This window comes from Bordetella parapertussis, from assembly GCF_020735925.1.
In the GTDB taxonomy this organism is placed as follows: domain Bacteria; phylum Pseudomonadota; class Gammaproteobacteria; order Burkholderiales; family Burkholderiaceae_B; genus Bordetella; species Bordetella pertussis.
The window spans coordinates 984,005-1,002,272 of record NZ_CP085971.1 but is presented as its reverse complement, the minus strand read 5'-3'; the positions used below and the strand labels follow the sequence as shown (position 1 = coordinate 1,002,272).

Here is an 18,268-nt window from a genome sequence, read left to right as displayed (position 1 = left end):
GGCTGCCCCCGCAGGAATGCCGGTGCCTGTCCCGGCATGGGGACTGGCGCCTGATTTCATGGCGTATGACGGGGTGCCTGTCCCGGCGGGGACAGGCACCGATTACGGCTGGCGGCAGGCATCCAGCCGCTTGCGCTGGCGGCCCGCCGCATCGAAGTTCTCCGGCGCCAGCCACCGCTCGAACGCCGCCCGCAGCGCCGGCCATTCGCTGTCTATGATGGAGAACCACGCGGTGTCGCGCGTACGCCCCTTGTAGACCAGCGCCTGGCGGAAAATGCCCTCGAACAGGAAACCCAGGCGCAGCGCGGCCGCGCGCGAGGGCGCGTTCAGGCTGTCGCACTTCCATTCGTAGCGGCGGTAGCCCAGTTCGTCGAAGGCGCGCCGCATCAGCAGGTACTGCGCCTCGGTCGAAGCCGGCGAGCGCCGCAGCGCCGGCGCGAAGTTCACATGCCCCACTTCGATCACGCCGTTGGCCGGATCGATGCGCATCAGCGACAGCGTGCCGATCGCGCGCCCGCTGGCCAGGTCGATCACCGCGTGGTGCAGGGGATCGGCGCTGTCGGCCGCCTTGCGCAGGTATTCGTCGTAGCCGGCGCGGTCGGCGAACGGGCCGGCCGACAGATAGGTCCAGCCGCTGGCCGCGTCGGGCACCGCAAAGGCCGCGTACAGATCATCGCCGTGGCGCGCGGCGTCGAGCGGTTCGAGCCGGCAATAGCGGCCCTCGGCGGGATCGCGCGGGGGACGCGGCCGCGCCTGCCATTGCGGCATGGCCTGGCCGATGGGTTGACCGAATTCGTTGACGCGGGCTGACATGGACGGCTTCCTTTGCGGGTGGGCGGCGCGCCACCACGGCGCGCCCGCCATGGCATCAAGATAGGCGATTCGTGGCATGATAAAAAGTGCCACGAACCGCCTTTTTGATAGAGCCATGGATTTTGCCGCGATCCTCCAGCAAGCGCCGCCGGCCGGCGCGCGCCTGCCCCTGCAGCGCTAGTTGCTGCAACGCTTCAAGAACGCCATCCTGGATGGCCGCCTGGCGCCGGGCAGCCGCCTGCCCGCTTCCCGCGCGCTGGCGCAGCAGCTGGGCATTTCGCGCAACACCGTGCTGCTGGCCTACGAACACCTGGCCGCCGAAGACTATGTGCGGGCCGACCGCCAGGGCACGCGGGTAGCGGGGCTGGCCCGCGCGGGCATGCCGGCGCGCGCGTCCGCGGCGTCCAGCGCCGGCCCGACCGCGCGGCGCCTGGCCGCGCTGAAGGCCAGCGCGCCGCGCACCGACACCTACCTGCCGCTGCGGCCCGGCACGCCGGCCCTCAACCATTTTCCCGCCAGCGCCTGGCGCAACGCGCTGGAACGCGCCCTGCGCGAGGCGCCCGCGGCCTTGCTGGGCTACGGCGAACCCGCCGGCGAACCGCGCCTGCGCCAGGCCATCGCCGCCTACCTGGCGGCCGCGCGCGGCGTGCGCTGCGAGGCGCGCCAGATCGTCATCACCGAAGGCGCCCAGGAAGGGCTGGCGCTGTGCGTGCGGCTGCTGGGCAACGCCGGCGACACCGCATGGGTCGAAGACCCCGGCTACCGCGGCGCCAAGACGGCGCTGCGCTGCGGCGACATGCGGGTGGTGCCGGTGCGGGTGGACGCCGCTGGCCTGCTGGCGCCGCCGCAGGCCTGGCGCGACGCGCCGCCGCGCCTGATCTATGTCACGCCGTCGCACCAGTACCCGACCGGCGCCGTGCTGCCCGTCACGCGCCGGCTGGCGCTGATCGAGCAGGCGCGCCGCGCCGGCGCCTGGATCATCGAAGACGACTACGACAGCGAATTCCGCCACCAGGGCGAGCCCATCGCGGCCATGCAGGGCCTGGTGCCCGATGCGCCCGTGCTGTACGTGGGCACCTACAGCAAGACCATGTTCCCGTCCTTGCGGCTGGGCTTCGTGGTGCTGCCCACGGGCCTGGCCGACGAGGCCGCCGAGGCGCTGGCCGAGATGCTGCGCGGCGGCCATCGCCACGAACAATGGGCCCTGGCCTCCTTCATCGAAAGCGGCCAGTTCACCCGCCACCTCAACCGCATGCGGCGGCTCTACCGCGAGCGCCAGCAGGCCCTGCGCGCCGCCCTGGCGCGCCACCTGCGCGTGCCGCACGAAGTGCTGGGCGGCCACTGCGGCCTGCACCTGACGCTGCGGCTGCCCGCGGCGCTGGACGACCGCGCCATCGCCGCCCAGGCGCTGCGCCTGGGCATGGCGCCGCAGGCGCTGTCCGGCTTCGCCATCGCGCCGCGGCCGGAGGACACCGGACTGGTGCTGGGCTACGGCAACACCTCGGCCGAGCTGTTCGAACCGCTGATCGAGCGGCTGGCCCGGCCGATCCAGGCCTAGCCCGCGCCGCCTAGCGCGGCGCGCCCGGCTGGCCGAACAGTACGGCCCGTTCCTCGTCCGACATGGGCGCCTTGGGCCGGTAGCTGTCGCCGGCCTCCTTATAGGCGCGCGCCGTGGCGGGCCGCGCGGCGATCGCCTCGAACCAGCGGCTCAGGTGCGGGAAATGGGCCATCTTCTGGCCGTGCGCCTCGTGCGGCACGACCCAGGGATAGCAGGCGATATCGGCGATCGAGTACTCGCCCGCCAGGAACTCGCGCTCGGCCAGGCGCCGGTCCATCACGTCGTACAGGCGCGCGGTTTCGGCCGTGTAGCGTTCGATGGCGTACGGCACCTTCTCGGGGGCATAGACGTTGAAATGCCCATTCTGGCCGGCCATGGGCCCCAGCCCGCCCATCTGCCAGAACAGCCACTGCAGGACTTCGGCGCGGCCGCGCACGTCGGCGGGGATGAAGCGGCCGATCTTCTCGGCCAGGTACAGCAGGATGGCGCCGGACTCGAACAACGAGATCGGCGCGCCGCCGCCAGCCGGCGCCTGGTCGACGATGGCGGGAATGCGGTTGTTGGGCGCGATCGCGAGGAATTCGCGCTGGAACTGCTCGCCCTTGCCGATGTTGATCGGGTGCTCGGTATAGGGCAGGCCGGCCTCTTCCAGGAAGAGTTTTATTTTCAAACCATTGGGCGTGGCCCAGAAATACAGATCAATCATGAATGGGACTCGCCTGAGTTGCAAAACAGTCCAGCATAACTCATCGGCCGATTCCGCCGCGCCGCCGCCGGCGCCACAGCGCCGCATAGACGAGCGCATTGCCGGCCAGCGCCAGCGCGCCCAGCACGGTCTGCGCCGTCCGGCTCAGCCCCTCTGGATAGATCGCCGCCAACAGATAATGGGCGATGAAACCGTCCTCGTAGCCCTGCTGGCCGGCCTGCGCGCGCCAATGGTTTTCCAGCGGGGTCAACGGGCAGACGGCGCCGGCCAGCATGATGCCCGCCCCCCACAGGGCCGCCGGCACATGCAGCCAGGCCAGCCGCGGCCAGCGCAGCGCCAGCAGCCCGCCCAGCACGGCGAAGGCCACGAACAGCGCATGCAGCGCCAGCACCAGATCGGCCAGGAAGCGGTAAAGCATGGCGCCGTCCCTGCCCTGGCCGCGCTAGCCGATCAGGCCGCCCAGCAGCAGCATCGCCAGCACCAGCCAGAAGATCCCGGCCACGATGGCGCGCCCCATGAAGGCGCGCACCGCGGTCCACAGCAGGAGCAGGCCCAGCACCAGCAAGGCAAAATTGAACACCGACGGGCTCATGCCCAGCGCCGAGGCCAGGCCACCGAAGAAATCGCCCAGCGCCCGCCCCAGCCCGCCGAACACATAGCGCAGGCCATCGACGATGGCGCGTATCACCGCGCCCAGCATGGCGCCCAGCGAGCCGAAAAAACTGTCTTCGTTCTGCATCTCGTTCCGTGACGCGTGCGTCGTGCATGGCGGCCGGCCATCCAGCCGCGCTGACTGCTGTTATATCCGATTCGGCGCGCCCGCCAAGCAGAGCGGCCCGGTTGGTTGTTTAATACGGCTTCCAGATGTTTACACGCGCGGCCGCCTCGGACGGCCGCGGAAGGACCGACAGACATGGCATTTGATTTCGATTTGTACGTCATCGGCGCCGGCTCCGGCGGCGTGCGCGCGGCGCGCTTCGCGGCCGGCTACGGGGCCCGCGTGGCGGTGGCGGAAAGCCGCTACCTGGGCGGCACCTGCGTCAACGTGGGCTGCGTGCCCAAGAAGCTGCTGGTCTACGGCGCGCATTTCCACGAAGACTTCGAGCAGGCGGCCGGCTTCGGCTGGAACCCGGGCCGCCCGGAGTTCGACTGGCCCACGCTGATCGCCAACAAGAACCGCGAAATCGAACGCCTGAACGGCATCTACCGCAACCTGCTGGTCAACAGCGGCGTCGCGCTGCACGAAGGCCACGCCCGCATCGTCGACCCGCACACCGTCGAAATCAACGGGCAGCGCCACAGCGCGCAACACATCCTGGTGGCCACCGGCGGCTGGCCGTTCGTGCCCGACATCCCGGGCAAGGAACACGCCATCACGTCCAACGACGCCTTCTTCCTGCCCGAGCTGCCGCGCCGGGTGCTGGTGGTGGGCGGCGGCTACATCGCGGTGGAATTCGCCTCCATTTTCAATGGCCTGGGCGCGCAGACCGTGCAGGTCTACCGGCGCGAACTGTTCCTGCGCGGCTTCGACGGCAGCGTGCGCGAGCACCTGCGCGACGAACTGGTCAAGAAAGGCCTGGACCTGCGCTTCAATACCGACGTCGAACGCATCGACAAGCGCGCCGATGGCGTGCTGGCGGTCACGCTGTCCGACGGCTCGGTGCTCGAAACCGATTGCGTCTTCTACGCCACCGGCCGGCGCGCCATGCTCGACGACCTGGGCCTGGAGAACACCGGCGTGCGGCTGGCCGAGTCCGGCTACATCGAGGTGGACGACGAATACCGCACCAGCGAGCCGTCCATCCTCGCCATCGGCGACGTGATCGGCCGCGTGCCGCTCACCCCCGTGGCGCTGGCCGAAGGCATGGCCGTGGCGCGCCGCCTGTTCCGCCCGCAGGAGTACCGCAAGGTCGACTACGACCTCATCCCCACCGCCGTCTTCAGCCTGCCCAACATCGGCACGGTCGGCCTGACCACCGAGCAGGCCCTCGAACACGGATTTCGGGTCACCCGCTACGAAAGCCGCTTCCGGCCCATGAAACTGACCCTGACCCAGAGCCAGAAAAAGACCCTGATGAAGCTGGTGGTCGACGCCGACAGCCAGAAAGTGCTGGGCTGCCACATGGTAGGCCCGGACGCCGGCGAAATCGTCCAGGGGCTGGCCGTGGCTCTCAAGGCCGGCGCCACCAAGCAGGTCTTCGACGACACCATCGGCATCCACCCCACCGCCGCCGAGGAATTCGTCACGATGAGAACGGCAACCTAACCCCCGGGTGCCTGTCCCCACTGGGGGACTGGCACCCGCCAATTGCTTGCCAGTCCCCACTGCGGGGACAGGCACCTGCAAGATTTCATGGCGTCTGCCCGTGCGTGTGCCTGTCCCCGCCGGGACAGGCACCAAAAATTCCCCCTGTTACGCAACAGTTCTGCGCTAGAGTGATAACCGCGCGCCATCCGCGCGTCCACCTTGCGTGCCGCCATGCCCGAACCGACCCAACTGCTTGCCTTCGCCCTGATCTGCCTGGGCATGACGCTCACGCCCGGCCCCAACATGATGTACCTGGTGTCGCGCTCGCTGTCGCAGGGCTACCGCGCCGGGCTGGTTTCGCTGGCCGGCGTGGCGCTCGGGCTGGTGTTCTACGTGCTGTGCGCCGTGCTGGGCATCACGGCGCTGCTGATGGCGGTGCCGCTGGCCTACGAAGCGCTGTGCGTGGCCGGCGCCATCTACCTGATGTACATGGCCTGGCAGGCGCTGCGCCCGGGCGGGCAGTCGCCATTCCAGGTGCGCGCCCTGGCGCCCAGCCCGCCGCGCCGCCTGTTCGCCATGGGGCTGTTCACCGCCCTGCTCAATCCCAAGATCGCCGTGCTGTACCTGTCGCTGCTGCCGCAGTTCATCGACCCGCAGCAAGGCAGCGTCCTGACCCAGTCGCTGGCCCTGGGCTTCACCCAGGTCGGCATCAGCATCTGCGTCAACGCGCTGTTCACCGTCATGGCTGGCGCCATCGCGGTATTCCTGGCGCGCCGGCCCATGTGGATGGTGGCGCAGCGCTGGCTGATGGGTTCGGTGCTGGCCGGCCTGGCGGTGCGCATGGCCCTGGACGCCCGCCGCTGAGCCCCCCAACCGTGGCGCCGCGGCGCCGCCCGGCTGTCGCTGCCGGCCCGGCCCCCTGGCGCCGCGCGGCAAAGTGCGATAATTGCCTGTTGCGCCGCCGGGGCGCACCGGAGAAATTGCCTTGACCCGTATCGATGACCCGCTGCACGATCGCGAGGCCGGCCAGGCCGACGCGACGCAAGACACCACCCGCATCGACGACGTGCGCATCGGCGCCGTGCGTCCCCTGATTTCGCCCGCCCTGCTGCAGGACGAACTGCCGGTATCGGCGCCGCTACAGGCGCTGGTCGAGGACAGCCGCGCGCGCATCGCCGACGTGCTGCACGGCCGCGACGACCGGCTGGTGGTGGTGGTCGGCCCCTGCTCCATCCACGACCACGAACAGGCCATGGAGTACGCGCGCCAGCTCAAGGAGGCGACCGACACGCTGGCCGACGACCTGCTCATCGTCATGCGCGTGTACTTCGAGAAGCCGCGCACCACCGTGGGCTGGAAGGGCTACATCAACGATCCGCGCCTGGACGGCAGTTTCCGCATCAACGAAGGCCTGCGCCGCGCGCGCCACCTGCTGCTGGAAATCGGCGCCCTGGGACTGCCCATCGCCACCGAATTCCTGGACCTGCTCAGCCCGCAATACATCGCCGACCTGATCGCCTGGGGCGCGATCGGCGCGCGCACCACCGAAAGCCCCAGCCACCGGCAACTGGCCTCGGGCCTGAGCTGCCCGCTGGGTTTCAAGAACGGCACCGACGGCGGCATCCAGGTGGCGGCCGACGCCATCGTGGCCGCCAGCGCCCCGCATGCCTTCATGGGCATGACCAAGATGGGCACCGCCGCCATCTTCGAGACGCGCGGCAACGACGACACCCACGTCATCCTGCGCGGCGGCAAGCAAGGCCCCAACTACGACGCGGCCGCCATCGACGCCTGCTGTGCGGCGCTGGCCAAGGCCGGCCTGCGCGAGCAGGTCATGGTCGACTGCTCGCACGCCAATTCGAACAAGTCGCACGCGCGCCAGGTCGACGTGGCGCGCGACCTGGCCCGGCAGCTGGCCGGCGGCGACCGCCGCATCATCGGCATCATGATCGAAAGCAACCTCGAGGAAGGCCGCCAGGATCTCAAGCCCGGCGTGCCGCTCAAGCGCGGCGTGTCCATCACCGACGCCTGCCTGAGCTGGGCCCAGACCGAGCCGGTGCTGGCCGAGCTGGCCCAGGCCGTGCGCCAGCGCCGCGAAGGCTGAGCCTGCCTCAGGCCGGCGGCTCGCCGGCCCATTGCCCCACGGCCGCCAGCTGCGCGGCATACTCGCCGAACCCGGCCCGCAGCCCCAGCGCCGCGGGCCGGCGCACCGCCCGCTCCACGTGGACGCGCCACAGGCGCTGGGCGCCCGGATACGCCGCGGGCGCCCCGGCCTCGGCCAGCACTTCGGCGCGCCCGCACAGCTGCAGCAAGTCGCCGCGCGCGAAATCCACGAACACCAGGCCGGCGCGCGGATTGGCCAGCAGATTGCCCAGGGTATTGAAGAAGCGATTGCCGGAGAAATCCGGCATCGTCAGCGTATCGCCGCGCAGGTGCACGAAGCCGGGCGGCCCGCCCCGATGCGACACGTCCACCGCGTGCGGGCCGGCCTGGCGCGCGTAGCTGGCCACGAACAGCGTATCAGCCTGCCCGACCAGCGTGCGCGCGGCCGCGTCCAGGCCCGCCAGCCAGCGCGCCGGCTGCGGCGCGGGCGCGGCCTGACGCGCATGGCGGGTCTGTATGTATTGCGGGCAGTTGCCGAACGACTGCGTCACCACCACGCAGAACCCCTGTCCGTCCAGCGCGGCGACATGGCCGTTGACGCGATTGCGCCGCCGCGTGGACAGCTCGATGCCCAACATGCCCACGCCGGCGCCATGCGCCAGGCCGGCGCGCGCGGGGTCGTCGCCGGCGGGCCAGGCATCCAGGCGCAAGGTGCGCTCGTCGGGGCTGTGCGCGAAACCCGGCGGCCCCTCCAGCACGCTGGCCCAGGGGTCGCCTTGCGCATCGACCGTGGCCAGCAGCATGAACGGCAGCTGGGCAAAGAAATCGCGATGCTGCTGCGGCATGTAGTCGCGGATGACGCGCGGCCCCAATTGCGCCATGCGTTCGCGCGCGCCGGCGCGCTCCTGCATGGCCAGCTCGCCGCCATGCCAGGGGCCGTCGGCCAGGCCAGGGAGATCGGTATGGAAAACCAGCGAATCGCTCATCAAGGCACCGGGAATGTCGTATCGAACAACCGCCATGATGCCCGCCGCGCGGCCCGCGCGGCGCCGGCGCAAAACAGTGTTGCAGCCGCCGCAATGCCGTGCCCGCTGGTACGGCAGCGCCGTCAGGCCGGCAGCTCGGCCAGTTCGGCGCGCAGGCGCTCCACGCAGAATTCCACGAAGCTGCGCACCTTGGCGGCGCCCTTGCGCCCTTCCGGATACACCACATGCACCGGCAGGGGCGGCGGCTCGAATTCGCGCAGAACCACCTGCAGCGCGCCCTCGCGCAGCGCACCGGCGGCCTGGTAGGACACCACCTGCGCCAGGCCCCAGCCCTGCACAGCGGCGCGCACCGCGGCCTGCGACGACGTCACGGTAAGTTGCGCCTGCACGTCCAGGTCGCGGGCATGGCCGTCGCAGACAAAGCGCCAGCGGTCCATTTGCCCTTCCATCACCACGCTGACCGTGCAATAGCGCGGCAGCATGCCCGGATGCGACGGCACGCCGGCGCGCGCCAGGAAATCCGGCGCCGCGCACACGATGCGGCGCACGTCGCCCACATGGATGGCGGTCAGGCTGGAGTCGGGCAGGCGGCCGATGCGCACCGCCACATCCACGCCTTCGTCGAGCAACCGCACCACGCGATCGACCAGCAAGGCGCGCAGCCGCACCCGCCGGTGCTGGCGCAGGTAATCGACGATGGCCGGCATCACGTGCAGTTCGCCGAACAGCGCCGGCGCCGTCACCGACAGTTCGCCGCGCGGCTGGACCCGCCCGCCGGCGGCCGCCTCCTCGGCCTGCGCCAGGCTGTCCAGCACCGCGCGGCAATCGTGCGCGAACTGTTCGCCGGCGTCGGTCAGGCGTACGTGGCGCGTGGTGCGCACCAGCAGCAGGATGCCCAGGCGCGCCTCCAGCGCCGCCACCGCGCGCGTCACGGTCGAGGCCGACAGGCCCAGCCGCCGGCCCGCGGCGGCGAAGCTGCGCGCCTCGGCCACGGCCAGGAACAGGCTTACCTCCTGGAATTTGTCCACTGCGCCTTCTCCGGCTGCGCCCCAAAGCGCGCATCATCCCGCGTCGGCGCCGCGCCGTCCAGCCGGCCCGGCGCCCGCGCGCGGCGCGCGCCCCAACCGTGCCCGGCCTCAACTATCATGGACATTCCGTCTGTTCCCAGTTTTAAGGAGTTGCCCATGATCTGGAAGTTGATCCCCATTGCACTGCTGGCCGACCTGACCGCCTGCGCCTCCGGCACCCGGACGGACTCGAGCCCGCCGGCCTCCAGCCAGACTTCCTCCAGCGCCGCGCCCGGGTCGGCAACGACGCCCAGCGGCCCGGACTGCGACGCCCAGCCGGTGCAGAACCTGGTGGGGCAGAAATATTCGGACTCGGTCGGCAACGACGCGCTGCGGCGCTCGAACTCGGGGTCGATGCGCCTGCTCAAGCCCGGCCAGGTCATGACCATGGAATACAACGCGCACCGCCTGAACATCATCCTGGAGGGCAACGGCAGCATCAGCGCCCTGCGCTGCGGCTGATGCCCGCTGGCCCCGGCGCCGCCGGGGCCGCACTCTCGCAGGATCAAGCAAGAATCCTGCAGCAATCGGCATTGCCGCCACGGGCCTCGGTTTCCTATTCTTTGCGGGTCGTGCGCGCCGCCAGGGCGCGCCCCCGCTCATCGGAAGGAAACCCCCAATGCCGACGCTCAATATCAATGGCAAGGACACCGTACTGGACGCCCCCGGCGAAATGCCGCTGCTGTGGGCCCTGCGCGATGTGGCCGACCTGACCGGCACCAAGTACGGTTGCGGCATGGCGCTATGCGGCGCCTGCACCGTGCACGCCGACGGCCAGCCCATCCGCGCCTGTATCACGCCCGTGTAGGCGGTCGCCGGCCGCCGCATCGTCACCATCGAAGGCGTGGCCGCCGACCGCGCCGGCCAGGCCGTGCAGCAGGCCTGGCGCGAACTGGATGTGGCCCAGTGCGGCTACTGCCAGTCGGGCCAGATCATGTCCGCCGCCGCCCTGCTGCGCGCCAATCCCGCCCCCACCGACCGCGACATCGACGACGCCATGAACGGCAATATCTGCCGTTGCGCCACGTACGTGCGCATCCGCGCCGCCATCCACGCCGCCGCCGCGGCCCTGGCCTGAGGGAGCAAGCATCATGCGCATCGCCATCCAGAACCTGAGCCGGCGCCGTTTCGTGCAAGGCGCCGGCGGCCTGCTGCTGGGCCTGTCGCTGCCGCCGCTGGCCCGCCGCGCCATGGCCGCCGGCCCGCAGGCGGGCGACGGTTTCGCCGCCAACGCCTTCGTGCGCATCGGCGCCGACGGCCGGATCACCGTCCTGGCCAAGCACCTGGAGAAGGGCCAGGGGGCCTATACCGGCCTGGCCACGCTGCTGGCCGAGGAGCTCGACGCCGATTGGCGCCAGGTGCGCGTCGAGGGCGCCCCGGCCGACAGCGCGCGCTACGGCAACCAGGCGCTGGGCGGCCTGCAGGGCACCGGCGGCAGCACCGCCATGTTCGACTCGTGGGAACCCATGCGGCGCGCCGGCGCCACCGCGCGCGCCATGCTGGTGCAAGCCGCCGCGCAGCGCTGGCAAGTGCCGGCCGACACGATCGAGGTGGCCGAGGGCGTGCTCAGCCACCCGGCCTCGGGACGCCGCGCCGGCTTCGGCGAGCTGGCCGAGGCCGCCGCGCGCTCGCCCGTGCCCGAGGACGTGCCGCTCAAGGACCCGGCCCGCTTCCGGCTGATCGGCAAACATCGCCTGCCGCGCGTCGACAGCGCCGCCAAGAGCGACGGCAGCGCCCTCTACACGCAGGACATGAAGCTGCCCGGCATGCTGGTGGCGGTGGTGGCGCATGCGCCGCGCCTGGGCGCGGCGGTGGCGCGCGTCGATGACGCCGCCGCCCGGGCGGTGCCCGGCGTGCGCGCCGTGGTCCGCTTCGGCGGCGCTGCGCTGCGCCACGCCGGCGTGGCCGTGCTGGCCACCAATACCTGGGCCGCGCGGGCCGGGCGCGATGCGCTGCGGATCGAGTGGGACGAGGGCCTGGCCTACCGCCAGGGCAGCGCCGACATCCTGGCCCGGTACCGCGAGGCCGTCGGCCGGCCCGGCAGCATGGCGGCGCGCAAGGGCGACATCGACGCCGCCTTCGCGGGCGCGGCCAAGGTCATCGAGGCCGAATACACGTATCCGTATCTTGCGCATGCGGCCATGGAGCCGCTGAACTGCCTGGTGCGGCTGGACGACGAACGCTGCGAGATCTGGAACGGCGAGCAGTTCCAGACGGCCGACCAGCGCGCCATCGCGCAGTATCTCGGCATGCCGGCCGAGCGCATCACCTTGACCCAGCTGTACGCCGGCGGCAGCTTCGGCCGCCGCGCCAGCTCGCATGCCGACTACCTGCTGGAGGCGGTCGCCATCGCGCGCACCGCGCGCGCCCAGGGCCTGAACGCGCCGGTCAAGCTGGTGTGGATGCGCGAGGACGACATGCGCGCCGGCTACTACCGGCCGCTCAACCTGCACCGCGCGCGGCTGGCGCTCGGCGCCGACGGCGCGCTGCAGGCGGTGCACGTGCGCATGGCCGGCCAATCGATCCTGCTGGGCACGCCGCTGGCGGACTGGGTGCGCGACGGCGTCGACCCGGTCTCGGTCGAGGGCCTGTCCGACCTCGCCTACGCGGTGCCCAACCTGCAGGTGGAGCTGCATACGCCCACCGATGTGCCCGTGCCGGTCCTGTGGTACCGCTCGGTGGGGCACACGCATACGGCGTTCTCCGCCGAAACCCTGATCGACGAGGCCGCCGTGGCGGCCGGCCAGGACCCGGTGGCCTATCGCCTGGCCCTGCTGGCCGCGCACCCGCGCCACCGCGAAGTGCTGCAACTGGCGGCCGCCCGCGCCGGCTGGCGCGAACCGCTGGCGGCCGGCGCGCCAGGCACGCGCCGCGGCCGCGGCGTGGCGGTGCATGAATCGTTCCGCTCGGTGGTGGCGCAGGTGGTCGAAGTGACCATTGCCGCCGACGGCGCGCTCAAGGTGGACCGGGTCGTATGCGCCGTGCATTGCGGCCTGGCCGTCAATCCGGACGTGGTGCGCGCGCAGATGGAAGGCGGCATCGGCTTTGCCCTGTCCACCGCCCTGCACGGCGCCATCACGCTGAAGGACGGCGCGGTCGAGCAGAGCAACTTCCACGACTACCCGGTGCTGCGCCTGGCCGAAATGCCGGCCGTCGAAGTGCATATCGCGCCGTCCACGCAGCCGCCCACCGGCGTGGGCGAGCCGGGCGTGCCGCCGCTGGCGCCGGCCCTGGCCAACGCCATCGCCCAGGCCACCGGCCAGCGCCTGCGCACGCTGCCGCTGGGCACCACCGTCAAGGCATGAGGAGCATCGCCATGCAAGCCGCCGACCTGTACGTGCTGCAGACTGCCCAGTCCTGGCTGGACGCCGGCCAGGCCGCCGTGCTGCTGACCGTGGCGCGCACCTGGGGCTCATCGCCGCGCCCGCCCGGTGCCATGATGGCCATCCGCGCCGATGGCGCGGTGGCCGGCTCGGTGTCGGGCGGCTGCATCGAGGACGACCTGATCGACCAGATCCGCCAGCGCGGCATCGCCGCGCTGTGCCCCGGCGCCCGCCCGGCGCTGGCCACCTACGGCGTGGACGGCGAGCAGGCGCGCCGCTTCGGGCTGCCCTGCGGGGGCACGCTGCAGCTGGTGCTCGAGCCGCTGGGCGCGCACAGCCGGCTCGCGGACCTGCTGGCCCGACTGCGCGCGCACCAGACCGTGCGGCGCAGCGTGCGCCTGGCCGACGGCGCGGTCACGCTGGAGCCTGCCGCCGCCGACGCCGAGCCGCGCCTGGACGGCGCGGGCTTTGCCAGCGTGCTCGGGCCGCGCCACCGGCTGCTGGTCGTCGGCGCCGGCCAGCTGTCGCGCTACCTGTGCGAAATGGCGATCGCGCTGGACTTCGACGTCACGGTCAGCGATCCGCGCCAGGAGTACCGCGCCGGATGGCAGGTCGAGGGCGTGGCGCTGACCACGGCGATGCCCGACGACATGGTGATCGCCGCGCGGCCCGACGCGCGCACCGCCGTCATCGCGCTGACCCATGACCCCAAGCTGGACGACCTGGCGCTGATCGACGCCCTGCAGACGCCGGCCTTCTACGTCGGCGCGCTGGGCTCGCGCGCCAACCATGCGCGGCGCGTGGCGCGCCTGCGCGAACATTTCGGGCTGACGCCGGCGCAACTGGCGCGCCTGCGCGGCCCGGCCGGCATCTACATCGGCAGCCGCACGCCGCCGGAGATCGCCCTGTCCATCATGGCCGAGATCGTCGCCGGCAAGAACGGCGCGCCGCTGCCGCCCGCCGCCAGCGTGGCCGCCGGCAAGGCCCGCCAGCCCGGCGGCGCCGGCGTGATCCAGGCGGGCCTGTGCGCTACGCTATAGGCATGCCAGTCCAGCCCGCCCCCCACCGATGAGCGCCCTGCCCGACTCCCCATCCGCCAGCCCGCCGCCGCGCCACGACGAACTGGCCAGCCTGATCGAACGGCATACGCCGGCCGACGGCAGCACCGCGACCGCCCTGCCGGGCCTGAACTTCTACCGTTCGTCCAGCCCGACCGAACTGAACGTCAGCTTCTACCGGCCGTCGCTGGCGCTGCTGGCGCAGGGCGCCAAGCGCGTGCAGCTGGGCGACGACGTCTACGAATACGACACCTCGCACTACCTGCTGACCTCGTTCGACCTGCCGGTGGCCTCGCGCGTCACGCTGGCCACCCCGGGCACGCCCTACCTGTGCTTTGCGCTCGACCTGGATCCGCACCGCATCGCCGGCCTGATCAGCGAGCTGGGCGCCCCGCCGGCCGGCCAGCCGCTGCGCCGCGGCCTGACGCTCGCGCGCCTGACCGAGCCCTTGCTCGGCGCCGTGCTGCGCCTGGCGCGCCTGCTCGACACGCCGGCCGACATCCCGGTGCTGGCCCCGTTGATCGAGCGCGAAATCCACTACCGCCTGCTGTCCGGTCCGATGGGCGGGCGGCTGCGCCACATCGCGCGCGCCGAGGGCACGGCGCTGCAGATCGCGCGCGCCATCGACTGGCTGCGCCGGCACTACGCGCAGCCGCTGCGCGTGGAACACCTGGCCACGACCGTCAACATGAGCGTGTCGTCGCTGCATCACCATTTCAAGGCCGTCACCGCGCTCAGCCCGCTGCAATACCAGAAGCAGCTGCGCCTGCACGAGGCGCGCCGGCTGATGGTGGCCGAAACCCTGGACGCCGGCGCGGCCGCCCACCGGGTCGGCTACGAAAGCGCGTCGCAATTCAGCCGCGAATACAGCCGCCTGTACGGCGCGCCGCCGCTGCGCGACGCGGCGCGCTTGCGCGGCACGGCCCCGGCCGACGCTCAGTCGCCCGGCTTGGCGCGCGCCTCGGCCAGCGCCACGGTCAGCTGAACCACTTTCTTCTTCAGGGCGTCGCGCTCTTCGGCCAGTTGCGCCACCAGGCGGTCCAGCCGCGCCACCTCGGCGGGATAGTCGTCCACCACGCGCGGCTCGGCCGCGGGCGCCGGTTCGGCTTCGGACGCCCGGCGTACCGGCAGGCGCGCCTCGCGCACCTGGCGCGCGGCGGCGCGCAGCTCGCCGCGCCCGCCCGCGGCCGCGGCCGCCTGCTGCGGCGCCGGCAAGGTCGCCACCGCCGCGGCGGCATTGATGGAAATCTCACCGCTTTGCACCGCGCGCACCAGTTCGGGCGCGGCCTGCTGGCGGATTTTCTCGATCTGGCCCAGGGTCGTGCTGCTCAGGCGCGCCTGGCGCGCCAGCGTCTGGCGCGTCAGCGGCGCAGGCCCGTCGCCGCCGGCCAGCGCGGCGTCCCCTGCGCCGGCCTGGCGCCGGCTTTCCAGGATCTCCTTCTTGCGCAGGGCCAGCACCCCGCGCTGGAAGTCCGACACACTGCGCCGCCCCAGGTGGTTGTCTATCATCCATAGCCGTACATCGTCCATGGACTGCAGGCGCGTGTTCTGCACCGTATTGAAAGCGATACCGTGCTTGCTGCAAATGGCGTGGCGGTTGTGGCCGTCGACCAGCAGGTCGCCCCACAGCACCAGCGCGTCGCGGCAGCCCTCGGCCAGCAGGCTTTGCTCCAGCGCCGCGTATTCGTCAGGCGTCAGCGGGTCGATGTAGGCCCGCAGTTCTTCGTCGATCCGGATGGTCATGGTTCCCGTCATGTTGGGCCTGGCTCAGGCGTGCCCGTCGGCGGCCAGCACCGCGTCGATCTCGCGCAGCCTGTCCAGCGGCGGCAACAATAGCAGACGCGCCTTGTCGGCCGGCGGCAGCGACAGCATCTCGGCCCAGCGGTCGGCCACCCAGCCGCAGTCGTCGAGCCGGAACGGCGCGGCCATGGGCATGATGTGAGGCGGCACGCCCTCGCGCTGCAGGCGGGCGATCAGGCGCCCCAGCGCCGAGGCGCTGCGCGCCAGTTCCGGCGGCACTTCCAGCGGCGCATCGTCGGGCACCGGCTCGGCCTGGCCGGTCCACAGGCCGTACTTGCCCTGGGTACAAGCGTGCAGCCGGAATCGCCCGGTACCGGTGCAGGCCAGTTCCAGCAGCGCCGGCATGGGCGCTTCCCAATGGTCGATGCGCGCCATGGTGCCGGCGCGCGCCAGCACCTCGCGGCCATCGGGGCGGCGCACTTCGGTGCCCTGCTCCAGCACCACGACGCCGAACTCGGAGCCGTCGGCGATGCAGCGCCTGACCATGTCGAGATAACGGATCTCGAACACCCGCAGGCGCAGCACGCCCGCAGGAAACAAGGCGTTGCTCAATGGAAATAATGGAATCTCGGCCATGGGCCTATGATGACACGATCGCCCCGCCACGTGCGCCGCGGCGCCGCGTTCCGTCCTGAAATTACTAGCAATTTAGGACTAACCTGTATTAAATTAGCACTTCAAAAGGCCCACCCCACGAGGCGTGGCCACCTTCCGGAGGATGACACCATGCCGCAAATTTCCGCGTATCTCATGTTCGACGGCGATTGCGCCGAGGCCATGCGCCTGTACGAGCGCATCCTGGGCGGCAAGCTGGACGCCTTGATCACCTACGGCGAAAGCCCGCCCGAGATGCCCTGCGAGCCGCAGGACCGCGATCTGATCATGCACGCGCGCCTGCGCCTCGATGACCAGCTGCTGATGGCCTCCGACAGCAACAGCCAATGCCCGTACGAAGGCAAGAAAGGCTTTTCGCTGTCGCTCGTCTACCCGACCGTCTCCGACGCGCAGCGCATCTTCAACGCGCTGGCCGAGGGCGGCCAGGTCACCATGCCGCTGCAGAAAACCTTCTGGGCCGAAATCTTCGGCGTGCTGGTCGACCGCCACGGCACGGCGTGGATGATCAGCGGCGGCCAGATGAACAGCTGACCTCCAGGAATCGCATCCATGCCCCACACTCTCGACGAACGCAAGCGCTGGCTGGCCCTCATGGTGCTGTGCCTGGGCGTGCTGATGATCGTGCTGGACACGACCATCGTCAACGTCGCCCTGCCGTCCATCAAGGCCGACCTGGGCTTTACCGAAGCGTCGCTGGTGTGGGTGGTCAACGCCTATATGCTGACCTTCGGCGGCTTCCTGCTGCTGGGCGGACGGCTGGGCGACCTGCTGGGCCAGCGCCGCATGTTCCTCGCCGGCCTGACGCTGTTCACGTTGGCCTCGCTGGCCTGCGGGATGGCCCAGGGGCAGGCCATGCTGGTGGCCGCGCGCGCGGTGCAGGGCCTGGGCGGCGCGGTCGTCTCGGCCGTGGCCTTGTCGCTGATCATGACGCTGTTCACCGAGCCGGCCGAGCGCGCCCGCGCCATGGGCGTCTACGGTTTCGTCTGCGCCGGCGGCGGCAGCATCGGCGTGTTGCTGGGCGGCCTGCTGACCAGCTCGCTGAGCTGGCACTGGATCTTCCTGGTCAACCTGCCCATCGGGGCGCTGGTCTACGCGCTGTGCCTGCCGCTGCTGCCGGCCAGCCAGGGCCCGACGGGCCATCCACGGCTGGACCTGGCCGGCGCGGCAGCCATCACCGCCTCGCTGATGCTGGCCGTCTACGCGGTGGTCAATGGCAACGAGGCCGGCTGGACCTCGCCCCAATCGCTCGGGCTGCTGGCGCTGGCGGTCGCGCTGCTGGCGCTGTTCCTGCGCATCGAGGCGCGCGTGCCGGCGCCGTTGATGCCGCTGTCGCTGTTCGCGCTGCGCAACGTCGCCACCGCCAACATCGTCGGCGTGCTGTGGGCCGCGGCCATGTTCGCCTGGTTCTTCATCTCGGCGCTCTACATGCAGCTGGTGCTGGGCTACACGGCCATGCAGGTGGGGCTGGGCTTCCTGCCGGCCAATATCATCATGGCGGCGTTCTCGCTGGGGCTGTCGGCCAGGCTGGTGATGCGCTTCGGCATCCGCGCGCCGCTGGTGTGCGGCCTGCTGGTGGCGGCGCTGGGGCTGGCGCTGTTCGCGCGCGCGCCGGTCGCAGGCTCGTTCGCCGTCGACGTGCTGCCGGGCATGCTGCTGCTGGGCCTGGGCGCGGGCATCGCGTTCAACCCCGTGCTGCTGGCCGCCATGAGCGATGTGGACCCCAGCGAAGCGGGCCTGGCATCCGGCGTGGTCAACACTTCGTTCATGATGGGCGGCGCCCTGGGCCTGGCGGTGCTGGCCAGCCTGGCGGCGGGCCGCAGCGCCAGCCTGCGCGCCGGCGGCGCCGACGTGCTGACGGCGCTCAACGGCGGCTATCACGCTGCCTTCGCGGTGGGCGCCGTGTTCGCCGCCCTGGCCGCGCTGCTGGCCGGCGTGCTGCTGCGCCGCCCGCAGCCCGGCGCGAGCGCCCCGGCCGCCGACGCGCATTGATC

At 71.4% G+C, this 18,268-nt stretch carries 18 protein-coding genes and 1 pseudogene; 11 read left to right on the top strand and 8 right to left on the bottom strand.

What is annotated here, in order from left to right:
- Positions 1 to 102 precede the first annotated feature (102 nt).
- The gene (locus tag LK409_RS04740) at positions 103 to 813 is read right to left on the bottom strand and encodes a GNAT family N-acetyltransferase (protein WP_003812168.1); all 711 of its coding nucleotides are present in this window, start codon (positions 811 to 813) and stop codon (positions 103 to 105) included.
- 181 nt (positions 814 to 994) lie between these two features.
- Here LK409_RS04740 and pdxR point away from each other — a divergent pair, with 181 nt between their 5' ends.
- Positions 995 to 2,371: a MocR-like pyridoxine biosynthesis transcription factor PdxR gene (pdxR, locus tag LK409_RS04735; RefSeq protein WP_370448373.1), complete on the top strand. Its 1,377-nt coding sequence runs from the start codon at positions 995 to 997 to the stop codon at positions 2,369 to 2,371.
- Between the two features lie 10 nt (positions 2,372 to 2,381).
- Here the strand turns inward: pdxR and LK409_RS04730 are convergent, their stop codons facing one another.
- The 3 genes from LK409_RS04730 to LK409_RS04720 are packed head-to-tail and all read right to left on the bottom strand — an operon-like array spanning position 2,382 to position 3,816.
- Positions 2,382 to 3,077 (bottom strand): glutathione S-transferase N-terminal domain-containing protein, encoded by a 696-nt coding sequence (locus LK409_RS04730; RefSeq protein ID WP_003812170.1) that lies wholly within the window; start codon positions 3,075 to 3,077, stop codon positions 2,382 to 2,384.
- Positions 3,078 to 3,117: 40 nt separating this feature from the next.
- Positions 3,118 to 3,495: a DUF2784 domain-containing protein gene (locus LK409_RS04725; RefSeq protein ID WP_003812171.1), complete on the bottom strand. Its 378-nt coding sequence runs from the start codon at positions 3,493 to 3,495 to the stop codon at positions 3,118 to 3,120.
- Between the two features lie 24 nt (positions 3,496 to 3,519).
- Positions 3,520 to 3,816 (bottom strand): hypothetical protein, encoded by a 297-nt coding sequence (locus tag LK409_RS04720; RefSeq protein ID WP_003812172.1) that lies wholly within the window; start codon positions 3,814 to 3,816, stop codon positions 3,520 to 3,522.
- Positions 3,817 to 3,990: 174 nt separating this feature from the next.
- Between LK409_RS04720 and gorA the strand changes: the two genes are divergently transcribed.
- The 3 genes from gorA to LK409_RS04705 all read left to right on the top strand — a co-directional run bounded on the left by gorA (position 3,991) and on the right by LK409_RS04705 (position 7,429).
- Positions 3,991 to 5,343, top strand: a complete 1,353-nt coding sequence (gene gorA, locus LK409_RS04715) for a glutathione-disulfide reductase (protein ID WP_010927999.1) — start codon at positions 3,991 to 3,993, stop codon at positions 5,341 to 5,343.
- Positions 5,344 to 5,556: 213 nt separating this feature from the next.
- The gene (locus tag LK409_RS04710; protein ID WP_033448454.1) at positions 5,557 to 6,189 is read left to right on the top strand and encodes a LysE family translocator; all 633 of its coding nucleotides are present in this window, start codon (positions 5,557 to 5,559) and stop codon (positions 6,187 to 6,189) included.
- Between the two features lie 121 nt (positions 6,190 to 6,310).
- Positions 6,311 to 7,429 carry a 3-deoxy-7-phosphoheptulonate synthase gene (locus LK409_RS04705; protein WP_010927998.1) on the top strand — a complete coding sequence of 373 codons (1,119 nt, stop codon included), beginning with the start codon at positions 6,311 to 6,313 and terminating at the stop codon, positions 7,427 to 7,429.
- Positions 7,430 to 7,436: 7 nt separating this feature from the next.
- On the opposite strand, the gene LK409_RS04700 is transcribed toward LK409_RS04705, so the two are convergent.
- Positions 7,437 to 8,450: a pyridoxamine 5'-phosphate oxidase family protein gene (locus LK409_RS04700; RefSeq protein WP_033459677.1), complete on the bottom strand. Its 1,014-nt coding sequence runs from the start codon at positions 8,448 to 8,450 to the stop codon at positions 7,437 to 7,439.
- A gap of 86 nt (positions 8,451 to 8,536) precedes the next feature.
- A complete protein-coding gene (locus LK409_RS04695; RefSeq protein ID WP_010927996.1) occupies positions 8,537 to 9,442 on the bottom strand; it encodes a LysR family transcriptional regulator in 906 nt (301 codons plus the stop codon).
- 156 nt (positions 9,443 to 9,598) lie between these two features.
- Between LK409_RS04695 and LK409_RS04690 the strand changes: the two genes are divergently transcribed.
- The 5 genes and pseudogenes from LK409_RS04690 to LK409_RS04670 all read left to right on the top strand — a co-directional run bounded on the left by LK409_RS04690 (position 9,599) and on the right by LK409_RS04670 (position 14,847).
- Positions 9,599 to 9,943, top strand: a complete 345-nt coding sequence (locus LK409_RS04690) for an I78 family peptidase inhibitor (protein WP_010927995.1) — start codon at positions 9,599 to 9,601, stop codon at positions 9,941 to 9,943.
- A gap of 157 nt (positions 9,944 to 10,100) precedes the next feature.
- Positions 10,101 to 10,559 (top strand): annotated as a pseudogene (locus LK409_RS04685) ((2Fe-2S)-binding protein).
- A 13-nt stretch (positions 10,560 to 10,572) separates the two neighbouring features.
- Positions 10,573 to 12,786, top strand: coding sequence for a xanthine dehydrogenase family protein molybdopterin-binding subunit (locus tag LK409_RS04680; RefSeq protein WP_010927994.1), 2,214 nt, complete (start codon positions 10,573 to 10,575; stop codon positions 12,784 to 12,786).
- A complete protein-coding gene (locus LK409_RS04675) occupies positions 12,783 to 13,844 on the top strand; it encodes an XdhC family protein (RefSeq protein ID WP_003812183.1) in 1,062 nt (353 codons plus the stop codon). The genes LK409_RS04680 and LK409_RS04675 overlap by 4 nt, the downstream gene beginning before the upstream one ends.
- A gap of 28 nt (positions 13,845 to 13,872) precedes the next feature.
- Positions 13,873 to 14,847, top strand: a complete 975-nt coding sequence (locus tag LK409_RS04670; RefSeq protein ID WP_010927993.1) for an AraC family transcriptional regulator — start codon at positions 13,873 to 13,875, stop codon at positions 14,845 to 14,847.
- Here LK409_RS04670 and LK409_RS04665 read toward each other — a convergent pair.
- Positions 14,799 to 15,617: a ParB N-terminal domain-containing protein gene (locus tag LK409_RS04665; RefSeq protein ID WP_010927992.1), complete on the bottom strand. Its 819-nt coding sequence runs from the start codon at positions 15,615 to 15,617 to the stop codon at positions 14,799 to 14,801. The genes LK409_RS04670 and LK409_RS04665 overlap by 49 nt on opposite strands.
- A gap of 12 nt (positions 15,618 to 15,629) precedes the next feature.
- Complete coding sequence (locus tag LK409_RS04660) at positions 15,630 to 16,238, bottom strand: LON peptidase substrate-binding domain-containing protein (RefSeq protein ID WP_003812191.1); 609 nt, start codon at positions 16,236 to 16,238, stop codon at positions 15,630 to 15,632.
- Between the two features lie 150 nt (positions 16,239 to 16,388).
- Here LK409_RS04660 and LK409_RS04655 point away from each other — a divergent pair, with 150 nt between their 5' ends.
- Positions 16,389 to 16,808, top strand: coding sequence for a VOC family protein (locus LK409_RS04655; RefSeq protein ID WP_010926507.1), 420 nt, complete (start codon positions 16,389 to 16,391; stop codon positions 16,806 to 16,808).
- Between the two features lie 18 nt (positions 16,809 to 16,826).
- Positions 16,827 to 18,266 carry a DHA2 family efflux MFS transporter permease subunit gene (locus tag LK409_RS04650; RefSeq protein WP_010926506.1) on the top strand — a complete coding sequence of 480 codons (1,440 nt, stop codon included), beginning with the start codon at positions 16,827 to 16,829 and terminating at the stop codon, positions 18,264 to 18,266.
- Positions 18,267 to 18,268 lie beyond the last annotated feature (2 nt).